Source organism: Enterobacter sp. FB (assembly GCF_000805795.1).
GTDB lineage: Bacteria > Pseudomonadota > Gammaproteobacteria > Enterobacterales > Enterobacteriaceae > Enterobacter > Enterobacter roggenkampii.
Map to the genome: position 1 here is coordinate 1,722,294 of NZ_JSZC01000013.1, position 19,859 is coordinate 1,742,152.

The 19,859-nt window shown below is 52.8% G+C and carries 21 protein-coding genes, 1 pseudogene and 1 other annotated feature; of the genes and pseudogenes, 10 read left to right on the plus strand and 12 right to left on the minus strand.

Annotation, left to right across the window (positions count from 1 at the left end; all coding sequences use genetic code 11):
• Positions 1 to 12: 12 nt before the first annotated feature.
• Positions 13 to 780 (minus strand): phosphatidylglycerophosphatase B, encoded by a 768-nt coding sequence (pgpB, locus tag PI91_RS15180; RefSeq protein ID WP_025913078.1) that lies wholly within the window; start codon positions 778 to 780, stop codon positions 13 to 15.
• A 196-nt stretch (positions 781 to 976) separates the two neighbouring features.
• Here pgpB and ribA point away from each other — a divergent pair, with 196 nt between their 5' ends.
• Positions 977 to 1,567 (plus strand): GTP cyclohydrolase II, encoded by a 591-nt coding sequence (gene ribA / locus PI91_RS15185; protein WP_008501210.1) that lies wholly within the window; start codon positions 977 to 979, stop codon positions 1,565 to 1,567.
• A gap of 36 nt (positions 1,568 to 1,603) precedes the next feature.
• Here the strand turns inward: ribA and acnA are convergent, their stop codons facing one another.
• The 6 genes from acnA to topA all read right to left on the minus strand — a co-directional run bounded on the left by acnA (position 1,604) and on the right by topA (position 9,086).
• On the minus strand, positions 1,604 to 4,279 hold the full coding sequence (gene acnA, locus PI91_RS15190) for an aconitate hydratase AcnA (RefSeq protein WP_039266523.1): 2,676 nt from the start codon (positions 4,277 to 4,279) through the stop codon (positions 1,604 to 1,606).
• Between the two features lie 161 nt (positions 4,280 to 4,440).
• Positions 4,441 to 4,539: a small membrane protein YmiC gene (gene ymiC, locus PI91_RS26460; RefSeq protein ID WP_032635961.1), complete on the minus strand. Its 99-nt coding sequence runs from the start codon at positions 4,537 to 4,539 to the stop codon at positions 4,441 to 4,443.
• Positions 4,540 to 4,676: 137 nt separating this feature from the next.
• Positions 4,677 to 4,847, minus strand: a complete 171-nt coding sequence (locus PI91_RS26180) for a hypothetical protein (protein WP_021240301.1) — start codon at positions 4,845 to 4,847, stop codon at positions 4,677 to 4,679.
• Positions 4,848 to 4,849: 2 nt separating this feature from the next.
• A complete protein-coding gene (locus PI91_RS15205) occupies positions 4,850 to 4,990 on the minus strand; it encodes a YmiA family putative membrane protein (protein WP_213374860.1) in 141 nt (46 codons plus the stop codon).
• Between the two features lie 336 nt (positions 4,991 to 5,326).
• On the minus strand, positions 5,327 to 6,301 hold the full coding sequence (gene cysB / locus PI91_RS15210; protein ID WP_008502814.1) for an HTH-type transcriptional regulator CysB: 975 nt from the start codon (positions 6,299 to 6,301) through the stop codon (positions 5,327 to 5,329).
• Positions 6,302 to 6,488: 187 nt separating this feature from the next.
• Positions 6,489 to 9,086: a type I DNA topoisomerase gene (topA, locus tag PI91_RS15215; RefSeq protein WP_039266524.1), complete on the minus strand. Its 2,598-nt coding sequence runs from the start codon at positions 9,084 to 9,086 to the stop codon at positions 6,489 to 6,491.
• A 399-nt stretch (positions 9,087 to 9,485) separates the two neighbouring features.
• Here topA and PI91_RS15220 point away from each other — a divergent pair, with 399 nt between their 5' ends.
• The gene (locus PI91_RS15220; RefSeq protein WP_003856804.1) at positions 9,486 to 9,737 is read left to right on the plus strand and encodes a YciN family protein; all 252 of its coding nucleotides are present in this window, start codon (positions 9,486 to 9,488) and stop codon (positions 9,735 to 9,737) included.
• 34 nt (positions 9,738 to 9,771) lie between these two features.
• Here PI91_RS15220 and sohB read toward each other — a convergent pair whose 3' ends face one another.
• Positions 9,772 to 10,818 (minus strand): protease SohB, encoded by a 1,047-nt coding sequence (gene sohB, locus PI91_RS15225; RefSeq protein ID WP_039266525.1) that lies wholly within the window; start codon positions 10,816 to 10,818, stop codon positions 9,772 to 9,774.
• Positions 10,819 to 11,070: 252 nt separating this feature from the next.
• Here sohB and PI91_RS15230 point away from each other — a divergent pair, with 252 nt between their 5' ends.
• A complete protein-coding gene (locus PI91_RS15230; protein WP_008502811.1) occupies positions 11,071 to 11,832 on the plus strand; it encodes a YciK family oxidoreductase in 762 nt (253 codons plus the stop codon).
• Positions 11,829 to 12,419: a cob(I)yrinic acid a,c-diamide adenosyltransferase gene (cobO, locus tag PI91_RS15235; protein WP_008502810.1), complete on the plus strand. Its 591-nt coding sequence runs from the start codon at positions 11,829 to 11,831 to the stop codon at positions 12,417 to 12,419. Before PI91_RS15230 ends, cobO begins: the two co-directional genes overlap by 4 nt.
• Before the next feature lie 35 nt (positions 12,420 to 12,454).
• Here the strand turns inward: cobO and rluB are convergent, their stop codons facing one another.
• Positions 12,455 to 13,330, minus strand: coding sequence for a 23S rRNA pseudouridine(2605) synthase RluB (rluB, locus tag PI91_RS15240; RefSeq protein WP_008502809.1), 876 nt, complete (start codon positions 13,328 to 13,330; stop codon positions 12,455 to 12,457).
• A 433-nt stretch (positions 13,331 to 13,763) separates the two neighbouring features.
• On the opposite strand from rluB, the gene PI91_RS15245 reads away from it, so the two are divergent.
• The 3 genes from PI91_RS15245 to PI91_RS15255 are packed head-to-tail and all read left to right on the plus strand — an operon-like array spanning position 13,764 to position 15,629.
• Positions 13,764 to 14,234, plus strand: a complete 471-nt coding sequence (locus PI91_RS15245) for a PAAR domain-containing protein (protein WP_039266526.1) — start codon at positions 13,764 to 13,766, stop codon at positions 14,232 to 14,234.
• Positions 14,234 to 15,370, plus strand: a complete 1,137-nt coding sequence (locus PI91_RS15250) for a PAAR domain-containing protein (protein ID WP_039266527.1) — start codon at positions 14,234 to 14,236, stop codon at positions 15,368 to 15,370. Before PI91_RS15245 ends, PI91_RS15250 begins: the two co-directional genes overlap by 1 nt.
• Positions 15,354 to 15,629 (plus strand): hypothetical protein, encoded by a 276-nt coding sequence (locus PI91_RS15255; protein ID WP_039266528.1) that lies wholly within the window; start codon positions 15,354 to 15,356, stop codon positions 15,627 to 15,629. The genes PI91_RS15250 and PI91_RS15255 overlap by 17 nt, the downstream gene beginning before the upstream one ends.
• A 64-nt stretch (positions 15,630 to 15,693) precedes the next feature.
• Here PI91_RS15255 and PI91_RS15260 read toward each other — a convergent pair.
• Positions 15,694 to 15,924: pseudogene (locus PI91_RS15260) on the minus strand (Sua5/YciO/YrdC/YwlC family protein); the annotation flags it as partial.
• Between the two features lie 230 nt (positions 15,925 to 16,154).
• Between PI91_RS15260 and PI91_RS15265 the strand changes: the two are divergent.
• Positions 16,155 to 16,625: a PAAR domain-containing protein gene (locus tag PI91_RS15265; RefSeq protein WP_039266529.1), complete on the plus strand. Its 471-nt coding sequence runs from the start codon at positions 16,155 to 16,157 to the stop codon at positions 16,623 to 16,625.
• Positions 16,625 to 17,773, plus strand: coding sequence for a PAAR domain-containing protein (locus PI91_RS15270; protein WP_039266530.1), 1,149 nt, complete (start codon positions 16,625 to 16,627; stop codon positions 17,771 to 17,773). Before PI91_RS15265 ends, PI91_RS15270 begins: the two co-directional genes overlap by 1 nt.
• Positions 17,774 to 18,099: 326 nt before the next feature.
• Here the strand turns inward: PI91_RS15270 and PI91_RS15280 are convergent, their stop codons facing one another.
• Both PI91_RS15280 and rnm read right to left on the minus strand, forming a co-directional pair.
• Positions 18,100 to 18,720 carry an L-threonylcarbamoyladenylate synthase gene (locus tag PI91_RS15280; RefSeq protein WP_039266531.1) on the minus strand — a complete coding sequence of 207 codons (621 nt, stop codon included), beginning with the start codon at positions 18,718 to 18,720 and terminating at the stop codon, positions 18,100 to 18,102.
• A complete protein-coding gene (gene rnm, locus PI91_RS15285) occupies positions 18,717 to 19,598 on the minus strand; it encodes an RNase AM (RefSeq protein ID WP_039266532.1) in 882 nt (293 codons plus the stop codon). The genes PI91_RS15280 and rnm overlap by 4 nt, the downstream gene beginning before the upstream one ends.
• Before the next feature lie 139 nt (positions 19,599 to 19,737).
• Here rnm and trpL point away from each other — a divergent pair, with 139 nt between their 5' ends.
• Complete coding sequence (gene trpL / locus PI91_RS26635) at positions 19,738 to 19,782, plus strand: trp operon leader peptide (protein WP_106993556.1); 45 nt, start codon at positions 19,738 to 19,740, stop codon at positions 19,780 to 19,782.
• Positions 19,759 to 19,852, plus strand: a sequence feature (Trp leader region). It overlaps the preceding gene by 24 nt.
• Positions 19,853 to 19,859 lie beyond the last annotated feature (7 nt).

Consider the following 19,859-nt stretch of genomic DNA (forward strand, 5'->3'; position numbering starts at 1 on the left):
CAATATCAACCTTCAGGCGTCCGTTTGGTCCCTTTCGGCTATTTCTTCTTTCTCTTCCGGCGGTGGCGTTAGCGGGCCGCAGAATCGTTCAGCCAGCCAGGTCGCCAGCATCACCAGCATCCACGAGATGAGCGTGGCGACGACCAGGTCCCGTGGCCAGTGCATCCCCAGCAATAAGCGGCTGCCCATCACTCCCGTCGCCCAGACCAGTAAAATCACGATGGTGACCGTTCGACGTCTAGGCCAAAGCAGCCCAACCCCCAGCAGCGCCCAGCTGGCCGCAAACATGGTGTGGCCGGAGGGAAACGCGAACCCGGTCTCTTTCTGCCAGTGTTTACGCAAGAATTTCGGGATATCCTGCTGTTCCGCAAGCTGTTCTTTCACCAGTGCGCCACGATCTTTACGCTTTAAAGTGTAGAACTCATCCACCGGAATATGGTGCGTTTTTTCCAGCCAGACGACAAAAGGACGCGGCTCCTGAACGCGATCTTTCACCCAGGATTTTACGCCCTGACCGATAAGGATAGCGCCGCCGAGGATCGCAAAGAGCATTAGCGCCGCGCGCAGACGAAAGCGCAGGCACCACAGAAACCAGGCGCACAGGAGGACGTGGGTGATAATTCCCCAGGGCTGGGTGACCGTTTCCGTAATCCAGTATAACGTTTTCAGCCACGTGGCGTTCTGCCCGGGCTGCCACATCCACCCTGAAAGCCATACGGCCAAAGGCATAATCAGTAAAATGGCCGCACCTGCTGCCGTACGTCTGGCGATTGAATGCATGTCTTCTCCTTTTTGCTAAGCGTCACAATCATAACTGAAATTTGTTCGCTGGGTGGAGATGTCGGATCGTGCTTTTAACGGTCATATCGCATGGTGCCCATTAGGCGAACCTGCTGAGCTTGTGGCAAAATAAACTGATACAGAAAGCAAAACAGGGCACAGGCACGAAATGTGTCAGCCTACTCTGGAGAATCACATGCAGCTTAAACGTGTGGCAGAAGCCAAACTGCCAACCCCATGGGGCGATTTCCTGATGGTGGGTTTTGAAGAACTGGCAACCGGACAGGATCATGTCGCACTGGTGTATGGCGACATTTCAGGGCAGACGCCGGTGCTGTCCCGCGTCCATTCAGAGTGTCTCACCGGCGACGCGCTGTTCAGCCTGCGCTGTGATTGCGGTTTCCAGCTGGAAGCGGCCCTTTCTCACATTGCTGAAGAAGGCCGCGGCGTGCTGCTTTATCACCGTCAGGAAGGGCGTAACATTGGTTTGCTGAATAAAATTCGCGCCTACGCGCTTCAGGACCAGGGCTACGATACGGTTGAAGCCAACCATCAGCTCGGTTTTGCCGCTGACGAACGTGACTTCACCTTATGCGCCGATATGTTCAAGCTGCTGGGCGTAGACGAAGTTCGTCTGCTGACCAATAACCCGAAAAAAGTGGAAATCCTGACCGAAGCCGGGATCAACATCGTTGAACGCGTACCGCTGATTGTTGGCCGTAACCCGAAAAATGCCCACTACCTTGATACCAAAGCCGCCAAAATGGGCCATCTGCTGAAAGAGTGATGTAAAAAGCCCGGCACGCGTGCCGGGCTCGTTTCATCAATCCAGCATCTTACGAATCACGTAATGTAAAATGCCGTCGTTCTGGTAGTAGGTCAGCTCGGTTGCCGTATCAATACGGCACCGACAATCCAGCACCTCGGTTTTCCCGTCTGCCCGCGTTAACGTTACCGGCACCGTTTTACCCGGCTGCAGGTTTTGCAGGCCGCTAATGTCAATCTGCTCTTCCCCGGTCAGGCCCAGCGTTTTACGCGTCACGCCCTGCGGGAACTCAAGCGGCAGGATCCCCATGCCGATCAGATTCGAACGGTGAATACGTTCGAACGATTCGGCGATGACCACCCGAACGCCAAGTAGGCGTGGGCCTTTCGCCGCCCAGTCGCGGCTGGAGCCGGAACCATACTCTTTCCCGGCAATCACCGCCAGCGGCGTCCCTTCCTGTTGGTATTTGACCGCCGCATCATAAATCGACACGACTTCCGTCCCCGGCAGATGGCGCGTCATGCCCCCTTCCACGCCCGGCACCATTTCGTTACGAATGCGGATGTTGGCAAAGGTCCCGCGCATCATGACTTCATGGTTACCGCGGCGCGAACCGTAGGAGTTAAAATCGCGGCGTTCCACCCCCCGGCTTTGCAGATAGCGGCCTGCCGGACTATCGGCTTTGATGCTCCCCGCCGGAGAGATATGGTCCGTCGTGACGGAATCCCCCAGCATGGCCAGGATGCGCGCGCCGTGAATATCCTTAAGCGGCGCCGGCTCGGCCAGCATCTCATCAAAGAACGGCGACAGACGAATATAGGTCGAGTCATCCTGCCAGCCATAGGTATCCGAACCTGCAACGTTGATGGCTTTCCATTCCGGCGTGCCTTCAAAGACCTCCGCGTACTCTTTGCGGAACATCTCGGTAGAAACCTTCTCAACGGCCAGCGCGATTTCACGTGAAGAAGGCCAGATATCTTTCAGATAGACAGGCTCATTCTTACGATCGTGACCAATCGGATCGGTCACCAGGTTGATATTCATGTTCCCAGCCAGGGCATAAGCCACCACCAGCGGCGGCGAAGCAAGCCAGTTGGTTTTCACCAGCGGGTGAATGCGCCCTTCAAAGTTTCGGTTACCGGACAGGACGGCGCCGACCGTCAGGTCACCCTGCTTGATCGCCGTTTCGATAGGTTCAGGCAGTGGCCCGGAATTACCAATACAGGTCGTACAGCCGTAGCCCACGAGGTTAAAGCCCAGCTCGTCCAGGTACGGCGTCAGTTTGGCCTGAGCCAGGTAATCCGACACCACTTTGGAGCCCGGTGCCAGCGAGGCCTTAACCCACGGTTGAGGTTTTAGCCCAAGCTCTACCGCTTTCTTAGCCAGCAGACCGGCCGCCATTAATACGCTGGGGTTGGACGTGTTGGTGCAGGAGGTAATCGCGGCAATCACAACCGCGCCGTCCGGAAGCTGATACTGATGTCCGTTCAGAACATAGTCGACGGGACGATGGTCTTTCTGCGCCACGTTCACTTCAAGGGTATTGCTGTCGGCAAACGCTTTCGGCACGTCGGTCAGCGCAACCCTATCCTGCGGGCGTTTCGGCCCCGCGAGGCTCGCTTCGACGCTTCCCATATCGAGTTCAAGCGTGCTGGTGAAAACAGGCTCATCGCCCGGATTGCGCCACATGCCCTGCGCTTTGGTGTACGCTTCCACCAGCGCGACCTGCTCTTCGCTGCGGCCGCTGAGGCGCATGTACTCCAGCGTGACGTCGTCAATGGGGAAAAAGCCGCAGGTGGCACCGTATTCCGGCGCCATATTGGCAATGGTGGCGCGGTCGGCCAGCGGCAGCGAATCCAGTCCGTCACCGTAGAATTCGACAAACTTGCCTACCACACCATGCTTGCGCAGCATCTGGGTGACGGTCAGCACCAGATCGGTGGCGGTAATGCCTTCAGACAGTTTTCCGGTGAGCTTGAAGCCCACCACATCCGGAATAAGCATGGATACCGGCTGGCCGAGCATGGCGGCTTCCGCTTCAATACCGCCGACGCCCCAGCCCAGCACGCCCAGACCGTTGATCATGGTGGTATGTGAATCCGTGCCCACCAGTGTGTCCGGATAAGCCACCCACTCTTTATCCTGCAATTCGCTCCAGACGGCTTTACCCAGATATTCAAGGTTTACCTGGTGACAAATGCCGGTGCCTGGCGGGACCACGCTAAATCGGCTGAACGCCTGCTGTCCCCACTTCAGGAAGACGTAGCGCTCGTGGTTACGCTCCATCTCGAGACGAACGTTTTCACCAAAGGCATCGTCATCACCGAAGTGGTCAACGGTCACGGAGTGGTCAATGACGAGGTCAACGGGGGAAAGCGGGTTAACCTTTGCCGTATCTCCGCCGAGACGCTTCACGGCTTCGCGCATCGCGGCTAAGTCAACCACGGCCGGAACACCGGTAAAGTCCTGCATCAGCACCCTTGCCGGGCGGTAGGCGATTTCTCTGTCGGCATGGGCCTTCTCAAGCCACCCTGCCAGCGCCTGGATATCATCGATCGTGACGGATTCACCGTCCTGCCAGCGCAAGAGATTTTCAAGTAAAACTTTCAAGGACTTGGGTAAACGCGAAATGTCCCCAAGCGTTCTGGCAGCCAGCGGCAGGCTGTAGTAATGCCAGGTTTTATTTTCTGCCTGTAATGTGTCCTTACTGGCTTCGCGTAGGGTTAACGACATAAGCTCCTCCTTAATCACAGAGATGTCCCGACAATCATCAGGGCTGTAATTAAAGATAACACAAAGATGTCGTAACGTTTTGATAACAACCCAAATTGATAAATTTCGGATTGGTCCACAAGGGGGAAACAAAAAACCCCGCCGTAGCGAGGTTTTACAATTTAGTGGAGCGCCAGCCAGATGAGCTGACTCCAGAACAGAATCGACACGGTAAAAACGGCGATCCACGACCAGTATTTGTGAGACGTCATGTTATTCATCATAGGGACACCAGGCATTATTTATAAAAATTCCGAGGTTGTTCCTCAGTGCTATATTGCTGATGTGTATTTATTAAAGAGTACAAAAGTGCAGAGTCGATATTCAGACTATTTGCATCATTACGCAATAAACTAAATTATTGTTTTTTGGGTTCGTCTTCTGCGAACACATCAATAAACGCTTGCTGCTGTGGCGTCAGTTTCCAGGACGCAGGTACAACAGTTGCAGGTGCTTTACGCCCTCTGTGGCCGTTGTCACGATGCTGACACATCTGTTTTACCGAAGCGGTACGTACCGTCACTGCCATATTTAACCCCAATATCTCCAGGCCAGGAGAGCAACAGCCACCCAAAACAAGGCGGAGACGAGAAAGACCGCCAGCCAGGCTTTACGCTTGAGCGCAGGATCCCTTTGCGGTTCTTCACTTCCTGAAGGCATTGCTAACCTCATACAATCGACATCGCTTATCATTTAGGACCAAACAATTGGTACAATTAATCATCTGTTGAGATAAATCCTAAAGAAACTTTAGCCGAAAAGCCAGTGAATTTACGCACCGGGAGGTATGAAATATTCAATCTTTTGACCAGAAATAAATTATTGAAAAGAAAAATTTGCGGAGGCGTAAATTAGTTTCTACTTTTGTCGCCAATTCACGACATTAAAACCTTACAAAGCAAATGGCTAATGACATTATATGGCAGGGAAAGCAGATGATGATAATTCTAATTTAGCTTTGAGGCGTTATTTCGGTATCTTTCCCTGGGGGAAAGATACCGGGTGTGATTATTTTTCGGGGAGTTTGATGTCTTTAAACATCTCTTCAATATCTTCATTTGAGCGTAATGCCACGGCGGTATCCACCACGTCACGCGTTAAATGAGGGGCAAAGCGCTGAATAAAATCATACATATAGCTGCGCAGGAAGGTGCTGCGGCGGAACCCAATTTTTGTGGTGCTATGGCTGAAAACGTCGTGCGCATCAAGACGCACCAGGTCAGGGTCTGACACCGGATCGACCGCCATGCTGGCGATGACGCCCACACCCAATCCAAGCCGGACATAGGTCTTAATCACGTCCGCATCGGTCGCGGTAAAGACAATGCGCGGCGTTAACCCTGCCCGGTTAAATGCCGTATCAAGCTCGGACCGGCCGGTAAAGCCAAACGTATAGGTCACCAGAGGATACTGGGCCAACTCTTCGATAGTGACCGACCCTTTACCCGCCAGGGGGTGATCAGGGGTCACCACAATAGAACGGTTCCAGTGGTAGCACGGGAGCATCACCAGATCGTCATACAGGTGAAGCGCTTCGGTGGCGATGGCAAAGTCTGCATTCCCCTTAGAGACGGCTTCAGCGATTTGCGTTGGCGAGCCCTGGTGCATATGCAACGAGACGCGAGGGTAACGCTCGATAAAGCCTTTGATCACGCCGGGCAGCGCATAGCGCGCCTGCGTATGCGTGGTGGCAATATACAGCGAGCCTTTATCCGGCCAGGTATGCTCCCCCGCCACAGACTTAATCGCATCGACTTTGGAGAGGACTTCCCGCGCAATGCGGATGATTTCCTGCCCCGCCGGCGTCACCTGAGTGAGATGCTTACCGCTGCGGGCGAAGATCTGAATGCCTAACTCATCCTCCAGCATACGAACTTGTTTGCTGATGCCCGGTTGCGAGGTATACAACCCCTCGGCGGTAGAAGAGACGTTAAGGTTATGATTCACCACCTCAACGATATAACGAAGCTGCTGTAATTTCATGCCAGACCATCCGATTTAGCGCATGCGGTCAATCGCTTAAGACGATTTAATAATAAGAAACAGGTTAACTATAACCACTATATCATTTATAGCCTGACTGTATAGTACGGAACAAAAAATAATAACAAGGTAATAAAAAAGGGCCGGAAATCCGGCCCTTTTACAGGTAAGTTACGGTTAGGAAAGATTATTTCTTGCCTTCAACCCATTTGCCATCGACAAAGAAGGCTGACCATCCGGTCGCTTTACCCTCTTTCTCTGCCGCAACATACTGCTGCTTAGTTTTACGGCTAAACCGCACCACGGTTTTGTTGCCTTCCGGATCCTGCTGCGGCGCATCGGCCAGATAACGCAGTTTCTCCGGCAGACGATCGCGGAAGCGATATAGCTCTTCCACCAGCGGCGCGCGGGTTTCGCGCGATTTCGGGAAGGTGTTGGCGGCCAGGAAGACACCTGCCGCGCCGTCACGCAGCACGAAGTACGCGTCGGATTTCTCACACGGCAGCTCCGGCAGCGGAACCGGATCTTCCTTCGGCGGGGCCACTTCACCGTTACGCAGAATTTTGCGCGTGTTTTTACATTCGTCGTTGGTACAGGCCATGTACTTACCGAAACGCCCCATTTTCAGGTGCATTTCAGAACCACACTTCTCGCACTCCACAATCGGGCCGTCATAGCCTTTAATGCGGAACTCGCCCTCTTCAATCTGATACCCGTCACACGTTGGGTTATTACCGCACACGTGCAGCTTGCGTTTTGGATCGATCAGGTAGCTGTCCATTGCCGTGCCGCATTTTTTGCAGCGGCGCTTGGCACGCAGAGCGTTCGTTTCCGCATCGTCACCTTCCAGCACGTTGAGAACTTCGTTCTCCGGCACCAGGTTGATGGTGGTTTTGCAGCGCTCTTTTGGCGACAGCGCATAGCCGGAGCAGCCCAGGAACACGCCCGTGGTGGCAGTACGGATCCCCATCTTGCGGCCACAGGTTGGGCAGTCGATGCTGGTCAGTACCATCTGGTTAGGCAGCATGCCGCCCTCTTCAGGGTCTTTCTCCGCCTTTTCAAGCTGGTCGGTGAAGTCGCTGAAGAAGCTGTCGAGGACCTTTTTCCATTCCGCCTGGTGGCTGGCAACCTGGTCGAGACTGTCTTCCATTTGCGCGGTGAAATCGTAGTTCATCAGCTCGCGGAAGTTGGCTTCCAGACGATCGGTGACGATCTCACCCATTTTTTCCGCATAGAAACGACGGTTTTCAACGCGTACGTAACCACGATCCTGAATCGTCGAGATGATGGACGCGTAGGTCGACGGACGGCCAATACCGCGTTTTTCCAGCTCTTTTACCAGGGAGGCTTCACTGAAGCGCGCAGGCGGCTTGGTGAAGTGCTGAGCCGGGATCAGCTCAACCAGAGACAGTTCATCACCTTTGTTAACCGCAGGCAGCGTTCGGTCTTCATCACCTTTACGCAGCGCAGGCATCACTTTTGTCCAGCCGTCGAAACGCAGAATACGACCGCGCGCCTTGAGACGGAAATCACCCGCGCCAACGGTCAGCGTGGTGGAGTCGTACTGGGCCGGGGTCATCTGGCACGCCACGAACTGACGCCAGATCAGCTGATACAGCTTCTGCGCGTCGGCTTCCATATCTTTCAGCGATTCAGCCAGCACAGAGACGTCAGAAGGACGAATCGCTTCGTGCGCTTCCTGAGAATTCTCTTTGCTGGCGAACTGGTTAGCGCTTTCCGGCAGGTATTTCTTACCGAAGTTGTCGCTGATGTAGCCACGCACCATGTTGACCGCGTCCTGACTGAGGTTGGTTGAGTCGGTACGCATGTAGGTGATGTAACCTGCTTCATACAAGCGCTGGGCCATCATCATGGTCTTCTTCACGCCGTAACCCAGACGGGTGCTCGCCGCCTGTTGCAGGGTGGAGGTGATAAACGGCGCGCCAGGCTTGCTGCTGGTCGGCTTGTCTTCACGTTCCAGCACCTGATAGCGTGCCTTTTCCAGCAGCGCCACGGCGGCCATGGTCTGGTCGCGGTTTTCCGGGCGGAAAGGCTTATCGTTCTGGTGGCTTACCTGCAGCGGCAGAGCGTCACCGCCCGGCGTGGTCACATTGGCATCGACTTCCCAGAACTCTTCCGGCACGAAGGCTTTAATTTCGCGCTCGCGCTCAACGACCAGACGCACGGCGACGGATTGCACACGACCTGCGGACAGGCCACGGGCAATCTTTTTCCACAGCAGTGGAGAAACCATGTAGCCCACAACGCGGTCCATAAAGCGACGCGCCTGCTGGGCGTTAACACGGTCGATGTTTAGCTCGCCCGGCTTCTCAAACGCCTGACGAATCGCATTCTTCGTAATTTCGTTAAACACTACGCGGCTGTAGCGTTTGTCATCACCCCCGATCACTTCCCGCAGGTGCCACGCAATGGCTTCCCCTTCGCGGTCAAGGTCGGTTGCGAGATAGATGTGGTCTGCTTTTTCAGCCAGCTGCTTCAGCTCGTTAACGACTTTTTCTTTCCCTGGAAGCACTTCATATTGTGCATCCCAGTTATGCCATGGGTTAACACCCATGCGGTTGACAAGCGCGCTACGTTCATCCTTTTTAGGCTTTTTAGCCCCTTTGGTGGAGGTAGAGTCTGCGCTCTTTTTGCTGGCTGAGCCACTGGTCGGCAAATCGCGGATATGACCAACGCTGGACTTAACCACGTAGTCATTACCCAGATACTTATTGATCGTTTTGGCTTTTGCCGGGGACTCAACGATGACGAGAGCTTTACCCATATTCACCTTTACCTAATTTAATTCTTCCAGGAATACGCCGCACGTTGATTTCCCTTCCGCTGACGACGAGCCAATGATATTGCGACTGCGTCAGGAGATATCAACCCCTTTGTCTTACCGGGCGTTAAAGAAAAGACGCCCAGGTGATTGAGTTCTCGGGTATTTTTCTCACATCTCGTGTAATTCGTGACGAATTCCCGGTTGAATGTCAAGCAATTCTGTTGCCAGAATGACGAAAGCGCACACTCTACCTGATAAAATTCGTTACGCAACTTTATTAGCATGCAAAAGCAAATCCTGCCAGCCAGGCCCCTGCAGCTTATCCCCTCACATTACAGGGAAAATTTGCCCCCAAAGCGCCCTCGGCGTAGACTATTGTCACTGTTTAAGGAGTGGATTATGCAGAATACGACCCAACCTATTGACCGAGCCTCTCTGCTTATCGAAGCAAACAAGCTTATTCGTGACCATGAAGATACGCTGGCAGGCATTGAAGCCACCGGCGTTGAGCAGCGTAATGGCGTGCTGGTTTTCAGCGGCGAATACTTCCTTGATGAACAGGGCTTACCGACCCCGAAAAGCACCGCCGTGTTTAACATGTTTAAATACCTGGCACATACGCTTTCCGAGAAATATCACCTGGTCGATTAACGCAAAACGCGAGGCATAAGCCTCGCGTTTTTGTTTACAGCAGCGGTTTTTGTCCCCGCTGTAGCCAGCGGAGCAGCAGGCGGTCCGCGCTTTCTGCCGCACTGTTGGTAAAGCGGTCAAGGAGTCGCTTGCGCTGGGCAAAGCGGACGCCCACCAGTTCCCGGCCTTCCATCAGGTTGAGCAGCAGATCGTCGCTGGTTCCGACTTCATCCACCAGCCCTTTCTCCTGCGCCTGAACGCCGTACCAGTGCTCACCCGTTGCGACCTGCTCAATGTCCAGCGTCGGGCGCATACGGTGCACAAAGTCTTTAAAGAGATGATGCGTTTCGTTGAGATCCTCACGGAATTTTTGGCGCCCTTCGTCCGTGTTTTCCCCCAGCAGCGTCAGGGTACGTTTGTACTGACCCGCGGTGTGAAGCTCGATATCAATTTCTTTATTTTTCAGGAAGCGGTTAAAGTTCGGGATCTGTGCGACCACGCCGATCGAGCCGATAATCGAGAACGGTGCGGCCACAATTTTGTCCGCCACGCAGGCCATCATGTAGCCACCACTCGCTGCCACTTTATCTACGGCCACGGTCAGCGGGATCTGTTTTTCACGCAAGCGCTGCAGCTGAGAGGCCGCCAGGCCGTAGCCGTGCACCACACCCCCCGGGCTTTCAAGACGAACAACGACCTGATCCTGCGGCGTCGCCACGGCCAGCACGGCAGTGACCTCTTCGCGCAAAGACGCGACTTCATGCGCATCCATGCTGCCTTTAAAATCGAGCACGTAAACCCGTGGTGTGACCTTATCCTGTGGCGTATTGAGCTTCGCCTTTGCCTTTGCCGCTTTGGCTTCCTGCTTATGCTTTTTCTTCTGCGCTTTGAGCCACAGTTTCTGTTGATGACTGTCAAGCAGCGCCAGAGACATCTCTGCCTGCATCTCTTTATACTGCTCGCTCAGGCGGGTGATGCGTAACTCCCCACGCTGACGCTTGCGCTGCGTCAGGTTGACAATCAGAACGGCAACCACCGCAATGGCAATCACCACCGTCGCGATTTTCGCCAAAAACAACCCATATTGAGAAAGTAATTCCACGCGTTCCACCTTGATTTAACCACGAATCTTTCACGGCAGTGTACAACACCCCCTGCCCATGCGTCTCGCTCGTGACACTACCTCTGCGAGGCGCCTTCAGGAATCCCCGGTCTGGCGTTTAAATATTTGCAAATTGTTAATTTTACAGCAATGCGTCCTGTAGACTGATTGAATTATCAGGCGAATTCGGGCATAAAGCCGAAAAGTCACAAAAGAAGGCGTGTTTAAGTCACCGTGCGCCGAGGAGTCACCTTGCATTATCAACCGCAAAAAAATCTGCTGCAGAACCGCATCATTCTTGTCACTGGGGCCAGCGACGGGATTGGCCGTGAAGCGGCGCTGACCTACGCTGAGTATGGCGCGAGCGTCATCCTGACCGGCCGCAACGAAGAAAAACTTAAAGGGGTGGCGCAGGAGATTGAAGCCGCAGGGGGTATTCCTGCTCGCTGGTACACGCTCGATCTGCTCACCTGCACGCCCGCGTCATGTCAGGAGCTTGCTCACCGCATCAGCACCCATTACCCGCGCCTGGACGGCGTACTGCATAATGCCGGCTTGCTTGGCGAAGTTCGCCCGATGGATGAACAGGATCCCGAGATCTGGCAGGAGGTCATGCAGGTCAACGTCAACGGGACGTTTTTCCTGACTCAGGCACTGCTTCCTTTATTACTCAAATCGGATTCGGGTTCACTGGTATTCACCTCCTCCAGCGTAGGCCGTGAGGGGCGTGCAAACTGGGGTGCCTATGCCGTTTCAAAATTCGCGACCGAAGGCATGATGCAGGTGCTGGCAGAGGAGTACCAAAGCCGCCATCTGCGCGTAAACTGCATTAACCCGGGCGGTACGCGCACCAAAATGCGCGCCAGCGCCTTCCCAACGGAAGATCCGCAGAAGCTGAAAACGCCGGCAGACATTATGCCGCTCTATCTCTGGCTGATGGGCGACGACAGCCGCCGCAAAACCGGGATGACCTTTGACGCCCAGCCGGGCCGTAAACCAGGAATCTCGCAATGAGTGAAGAACGTCATCAGCAGCGCCAGCAGCGGCTGAAGGAACAGGTCGATGCACGCGTCGCGGCCGCTCAGGACGAGCGCGGGATCGTCATCGTCTTTACCGGCAACGGCAAAGGGAAAACCACGGCCGCATTCGGCACGGCGACACGCGCCGTCGGCCACGGGCAGAAGGTCGGCGTTATCCAGTTTATTAAAGGTGAGTGGCCTAACGGCGAGCGTAATTTGCTTGAGCCTCACGGCGTTGAGTTCCAGGTGATGGCGACCGGCTTTACGTGGGACACCCAGAACCGCGAAACCGATACCGCAGCCTGCCTGGCCGTCTGGGAGCACGCTAAAAGAATGCTGGCCGATCCTTCACTCAATATGGTTCTGCTGGATGAGATCACGTATATGGTCGCCTACGACTATTTGCCGCTGGACGCCGTGCTTAATGCCCTGAAAAACCGTCCCGCCCATCAGACGGTCATCATCACGGGCCGCGGGTGTCATCGGGATATTCTGGAGCTGGCAGATACCGTCAGCGAGCTGCGTCCGGTTAAACATGCGTTTGATGCGGGCATCAAAGCTCAAATAGGGATTGATTACTAAAGAAAAAAGCCCGGTATCTTCACCGGGCTTTTACATTAACCGTTGTTATTACGGCTGCCAGAGCGGCGGTTGCTGCTCACCTGGCTGTGACGCTTCACCGCACGGCGAATCTGGTTCGCCTTCATGCGGCGACGATCTTTCTCCACCGCCACTTTAGAGGTGGTTTCCGGCGTCAGGCCGACCAGCTCGCGCAGGTAGTTGGTCTGGGTCAGATCCAGTTCGGTATATCCCCCACGCGGCAGGCCTTTTGGCAGCAGGATGTCGCCGTAACGGACACGGATCAGGCGGCTAACCTGCACGCCTACCGCTTCCCAGAGACGACGCACCTCGCGGTTGCGGCCTTCGGTCAGGGTCACGTTATACCACTGGTTGATGCCTTCCCCACCGGTAAATTTGATGGTTTTGAACGCCGCAGGACCGTCTTCCAGCTGAACGCCACGCGACAGGTCGCGCAGTTTATTCTCGTCAACCTGGCCGAACACACGCACGGCGTATTCACGTTCCACTTCACGGCTTGGATGCATCAGACGGTTTGCCAGTTCACCATCGGTGGTAAACAGCAGCAGACCGCAGGTATTCACGTCCAGACGACCAACGGCAATCCAGCGAGCGCCACGCAGTTTAGGCAGACGGTCAAACACCGTCGGGCGACCTTCCGGGTCATTGCGGGTACACAGCTCGCCTTCCGGCTTGTAGTAAGCCAGCACGCGGCAGATCTGCTCAGCGGACTCTTTCACGGAGATAAGATGACCGTCGATACGGATCTTCAGCCCCGGTACGATTTCTACGCGGTCACCCAGCGTGGCGATTTTACCGTCCACACTCACGCGGCCCGCTTCAATAATGGCTTCGATTTCACGGCGTGAACCGTGGCCGGCACGCGCCAGCACTTTCTGTAACTTCTCGCTCATTGAGCTTCCTCAGGTGTCGCCTTCACAGGCGTCTGGTGTACTTTCTAAAACAATGAGTTAGCGCCAATAACAACTTAACTCACTGATATATAACTCTTTAAGGGTACACAGCATGGCAAACAATCTGTCACACAAGCTGTCACACATATGATTCGTGGGCGCACATACTACACTAACTTTAGACTAAATGATTCAACAAGTTTTGTGCATCTGAGTCTAGGTACTGACAGCCAAATACAAGCGAAAGTGATCATGGACCAGAACCGCCCATAAACCCCATTCGTTCAGAATGGGACAAAGGACAGTTAGGAGTTCAAAAGGAAGATTCTGGGTTACGGAACACAGTTTTGCTTAAGCCTAATACTTGTTGCGCATGTGGTTATTGTTTGTAAAATGACCGCTGTAATTATTTCTATAATAAGCAAAGGGACTTATGCAGCAATATAGTAATGAGATCACGCCTGAATTCCGAGATTCCTCCTCTCTGCCACCCTACGATGAAGATTTCTTAGCGGGCTGTGACAGCAAGACACGCGAACAATTTGAAGATTTTAACAAGCAAGTTAGTCGCCCGGTAACTTATATTTTTCGATTCACTGTTGTGGGGAGTGTTACCCGCAACGGGGGAGTGATCCGCAATGCTTCGGGAGGCAGTACGGCTGGAGGGTACAGGATGGCACGAGTTGGAGATAAAGTTGTCTACGCTGAGGGCAGTGAAGCCACTATTATTTCCGGTGCAGGTGGAGCGCGTATTATGCAGGGCGCATCTGCGGCACTGGTTGGAAGTATACTTGATAATGGCGACGGAATAATCTCAACACCACAATCCGGCAGCAGACTGGTTTTCCGTGAAGGTGACCCATTCCCGAAAGGATCCTTAACCATGCCAGGGAGTAAGCGCTAGTGGCAGCCAAAGGTTACTTTCTGTTCAGGGGTGATAAGACGGTATGCGGCGGTCGGATTATTGAAGGATGGAGCGATCACCAGTTTTTCGGTAAAGACATGGCCTGTGAAGGCCATCAAGTGACCTGTGGTAAACATCCAGGTCGTTACCGTATCTGTGGCGGTCTTGATACCGACGATATACATGGTAAAAGGATTGCCGGAACGCTGCACAGCTATAGCTCCTGCCCCTGTAAATCGAAATTCGTTCCATCAAACTGGGAAGATAATTACGAGCTTGGTGGAGAACCAACAGTAACGCACACCGATCTATCTCACCTCGTCGAGATGCCTGTACTTCCGGGGCCAATTGCAGATCCTAAAACTGATAGCTTTGCTGACACCTGCAAGCCAGAAGATAACCCGCTATTGAACGGCGTTTACATCTGGACTGAAACCAAAAACGCAGGTCACGCTTTCGTTTCTGTGCATGAGAATAACCATGTCTACCTTTACACATACGGACGCTACGGTAGAACCAATCCTGGAGGGTTTACGGGCGATGGCATTCTCAACTTCCTGCAAGATGAAGATGCAAGGGTGTACTATCGTTCTGAACTGTATGAAATGGGTGCTCGTGTCTTCCACATAGATGATGCTGATCCAGAACTGACAAGAAAGTTCTTCGAAAACCTATGGAACAGCAGTAAACCATCGATCCAAACGTCAAACATGAAAGCAACCACCAGGAGAAGAGGCCGCACCATTGACGGGTATGATGTGACTGGCAGAAACTGCACCACGCATTCAGTCGAAGGGATCAAATTTGCAGGCTCAAGAGTATTCGAACATGGTTACACATCGACGACGACACAGCTACCCATCGATGCCGAGGAGGATTTTACCATTCCTGTATCACTGCAAAGATTTCTCATCGCAAAAGGTGGAGACATGTCCTCAATGCTTGTCGTTGAGATGACAAGCGCATTTAAAGAGCAATACCCTAATTCAGGCAATTTGCAGCCATTCCAGGAGACTCTCGGTGGGAAATTTCAGCATATCGTTGCAGATGGTGCGGCTATTGGAGATTCATTGTCTCCATATTCAGGCGGCACTGTGGGCGGCGTATTAGGTGGTTCTTATGACGATGACAAGTAAAACTAAAACTATTTTCCGATGGGGCGGAATCTGCATTGTATCGCTTTGCTACTTTATTGGGTTGGCGCTAGCGACATTCTCATTTTCTGCTTTTAGCGAGAATGAAAGTATGCAATTTTCTAACCCTGTACCGTTGAATGAATACCATGCTTCGATTGATTCTATCCTTCAAGCTACAGGTATAGTTTTCGATGCTGCAATTTACGGATTTGCGATTTGTGTCCCTCTGATCCTGCTCATCTTCAAAAAGGTGAGATGACTGACAAAGGCTGGAGAGATCCAGCCTCCCATCTTCCTTCAATTTCAGGCATTAAAAACCTTATTTACAAGAAAGGCTTTACATCGCCCTCGCCTTCACGAATCACTTCCGGGGTATCTTCGGTTAAGTCGACCACGGTGGTCGACTGCTGTCCGAGATAGCCACCGTGAATAATCAGCTCGACCACCTTCTTCAGACGATCTTTAATCTCTTCAGGAGCCGACTCGGTAAACTCACTTCCCGGCAGCATCAGCGAGGTGGAAAGCATCGGCTCGCCGAGGGTTTCCAGCATGCTGCGTAATGCTCACCGCTTTATCAAGAATACCTACTGCTGCCGCTGTGCTTGCCAATACACCTGCCACAACATCTACTGCCTGAGATTTATCAAATATTAACCATTACTACGTTACCGGATAATCTTCTGTCACGAAACGCAGTTTCACTTAGGTCAAATACTTGTTGCGCATGTAGCCACTGCTTGTAAAATGACCATCGTGATTATGTCCATAACAAGCACAGGGACTTATGCAGCAATATACTAATGAGCTCACGCCTGAATTCCGAGAATCCTCCTCACAGCCACCCTACGACGAAGATTTTTTAGCAAGCTGTGACAGCAAGACACGCGAAGAGTTTGAAGATATTAACAAGCAAGTCAGTCGCCCGGTAACTTATATTTTTCGATTCGCTGTCGTGGGAAGCATTACCCGCAACGGGGGAGTGATCCGCAATGCTTCGGGAGGCAGTACGGCTGGAGGGTACAGGATGGCACGAGTTGGAGATAAAGTTGTCTACGCTGAGGGCAGTGAAGCCACTATTATTTCCGGTGCAGGTGGAGCGCGTATTATGCAGGGCGCATCTGCGGCACTGGTTGGAAGTATACTTGATAATGGCGACGGAATAATCTCAACACCACAATCCGGCAGCAGACTGGTTTTCCGTGAAGGTGACACATTCCCGAAAGGATCCTTAACCATGCCAGGGAGTAAGCGCTAATGGCAGCCAAAGGTTACTTTCTGTTCAGGGGTGATAAGACGGTATGCGGCGGTCGGATTATTGAAGGATGGAGCGATCACCAGTTTTTCGGTAAAGACATGGCCTGTGAAGGCCATCAAGTGACCTGTGGTAAACATCCAGGTCGTTACCGTATCTGTGGTGGTCTTGATACCGACGATATACATGGTAAAAGGATTGCCGGAACGCTGCAAAGCTATAGCTCCTGCCCCTGTAAATCGAAATTCGTTCCATCAAACTGGGATGATAATTACGAGCTTGGTGGAGAACCAACAGTAACGCACACCGATCTATCTCACCTCGTCGAGATGCCTGTACTCCCTGAGCCGATTGAGCCAGAGCAGCACGCACAGGCAGCGAAGAAGCAAAACAGCTTTGCTGACATCTGCAAGCCAGAAGATAACCCGCCATTGAACGGCGTTTACATCTGGACTGAAACCACCGAAACCGGACACGCTTTTGTTTCCGTGCATGAAAACAATACTGTATACCTTTACACCTATGGCAGATACGGAAGAACTGGTGGGCCATTTGGAATGACGGGTGATGGCATTCTCGATTTTATGAAAGGTGATGATGCCCGAGACTATTACAGAAAAGAACTTTACGAAAACAACGCTCGAGTTTTTAAAATCAATGATGCTGGCATACCAGAAACCCGTGCTTTCTTTGAAAATTTGTGGAAAGGGGGGCGAAAGCCCATAGGGATAGAGGAAAACAGTGCTACAGATCGCACTGGTCACTCTATTGACTCCTACGATGTAACGGGAAGCAACTGCACAACGCACACTGTTGCTGGCATAAAAGCCGCAGGCTCAACGATCTTTGATACAAGCTACAACTCAAAAAGCACTCAGCTTCCTATTGAATCAGAAGAGCATTTTACCATACCAGTATCACTGCAAACTTATCTTCTCAGCAAAAGCCGTAGCCTACAGTCAATGGCTGTTGTAGAAGTTACTGCCGAGTTTAAAAACCTCTATCCGAACGTGAACGGACAACACGTATCCCCGGAAGGAATGGCAGGCAAAGCCAAACGATACGCCGCAGAAACAATGTCTTCAATAGGTTCGATTTCTCCATACTCAGGCGAAAATGTTGGCGGTGTTCTTGGAGATTATGATGAGTAGTTCAATTAAAACCATTCTTAGATGGACTGGAATAGTCGCTGTATCACTTTGCTACTTTATTACTCTGATAGCATCAACATTCACTTTTAGTGCATTCAGGGAAAGAGAAAGTATGCGTTTTTCAGGCCCAATCTCATTAAAAGCTTACCAGGCTTCGATAGACTCGATCATGCAAGCTACTGATGGGGTTTTTAATGTCGCCTTTTTTGGGTTTGCGATCTGCGTGCCTCTTATTCTGCTTATCTTTAAAAAGGTGAGATGACCGCCAAAGGCTGGAGAGATCCAGCCTCCGCTCTTCCCTTAATTTCAGGCATTAAAAACCTTATTTACAAGAAAGGCTTTACATCGCCCACGCCTTCACGAATCACTTCCGGTGCATCTTCGGTTAAGTCGACCACGGTGGTCGGCTGCTGGCCGAGATAACCGCCGTGAATAATCAGCTCGACCACCTTCTCCAGACGATCTTTGATCTCTTCCGGATCGGACTCGGTAAACTCGCTGCCGGGCAGCATCAGCGAGGTAGACAGCATCGGTTCACCGAGGGTTTCCAGCAGCGCCTGCGCAATCGGGTTCGACGGCACGCGCATGCCGATAGTCTTACGCTTTTCCTGCAGCAGACGGCGCGGCACCTCTTTCGTTCCTTTCAGGATGAAGGTGTAGTTGCCCGGCGTGTTGTTCTTAATCAGGCGAAACGCCACGTTATCGACATAAGCATAGGTCGACAGCTCAGAGAGATCGCGGCACATCAGGGTAAAGTTATGGCCGTCCGGCAGCTGGCGAATACGGCAAATGCGTTCCATCGCCCCTTTATCTTCATTTTTGCAGCCCAGCGCGTAGCCGGAATCGGTCGGGTAGACAATCACGCCGCCTTTGCGGACGATCTCCACGGCCTGGTTAATCAGGCGTGGCTGCGGGTTATCCGGATGGATATAGAAAAACTGACTCATACTTCCCTCTCTTCAAATTGCTGCGGCTGTTCCCAGAGCTGCCAGACCGGCTCAACGCCAGCGGGCAGCCAGAGCTTGCGCCCCAGTTCGATCCAGGCGCAGGGCTGATGAAAATCAGAACCCTGTGAGCCAAGCAGGCCGTACTGTCGGGCATAGGTCGCGAGCTGCGCGCGCTCGTTGGGTGCCTGCTGACACTGGGCGACTTCCATCGCCTCTCCACCGTTTTCGGCAAAGTGCGCCAGCAGCCTTTTCAGCCATTTAGCAGAAAGATTATACCGCCCCGGATGGGCCAGCACGGCCTTACCGCCAGAATGATGAATCACATCAATAGCTTGTTTTATTGTACACCACTGTGGCGGAACGTATCCGGTTTTCCCGCGCGCCAGATACTTTTTAAAGACATCCGCCATCGTCGTGGCTTTACCCGCCTCTACCAGAAAACGGGCGAAATGACCGCGCGTAACCGCCCCGCCGTTCGCCAGCTTTTGCGCACCTTCCAGCGCGCCAGGAATATGTGCCTTTTCCAGACGCTCGCCGATCATCTCTGCGCGCTGGTTGCGGCGCGTTTTTTGTTCTTGCAAAAACTCAATAAGTGCCGGATGGTCTATATCGATGTTCAGGCCAACGATATGAATCTCATGGTTTTCCCAGACGGTCGAAATCTCGACGCCGGACACCAGATTGAGTGCCAGCCCGCAGCGGGCAATCTCGGCGCGCGCAGCCGGAATGGCATCCGTCGTATCGTGATCGGTTATCGCCAGCGTGCCGATGCGCATTTCAACGGCACGATGAACCAGGGCTTCGGGTGTCAGCAGGCCATCAGAGGCCTGAGTATGGCTGTGTAAATCATAAATAATCGCGTAGGTGGTATCGCTCAAAGCACTTCCCATAACAGGTTGAAGACATCCGAAACCGCCATGATACCGACTTAACGTGAAATTCTGAAATCAAGGGTTGACAACACGCCATCGAACTAGTTAACTAGTACGCAAGTTCACACGAGAAAGGTATCTGAAAATGACAGCACATTTCACTCTGCACGGCTGGTGGCGTACTTCCTGATCTTCGGGCAGTGTCACGCGTCTGCGAAATGCAAACAGATACCCGCCCGCTACTCAGCGGGCTTTTTTTTGAACAGA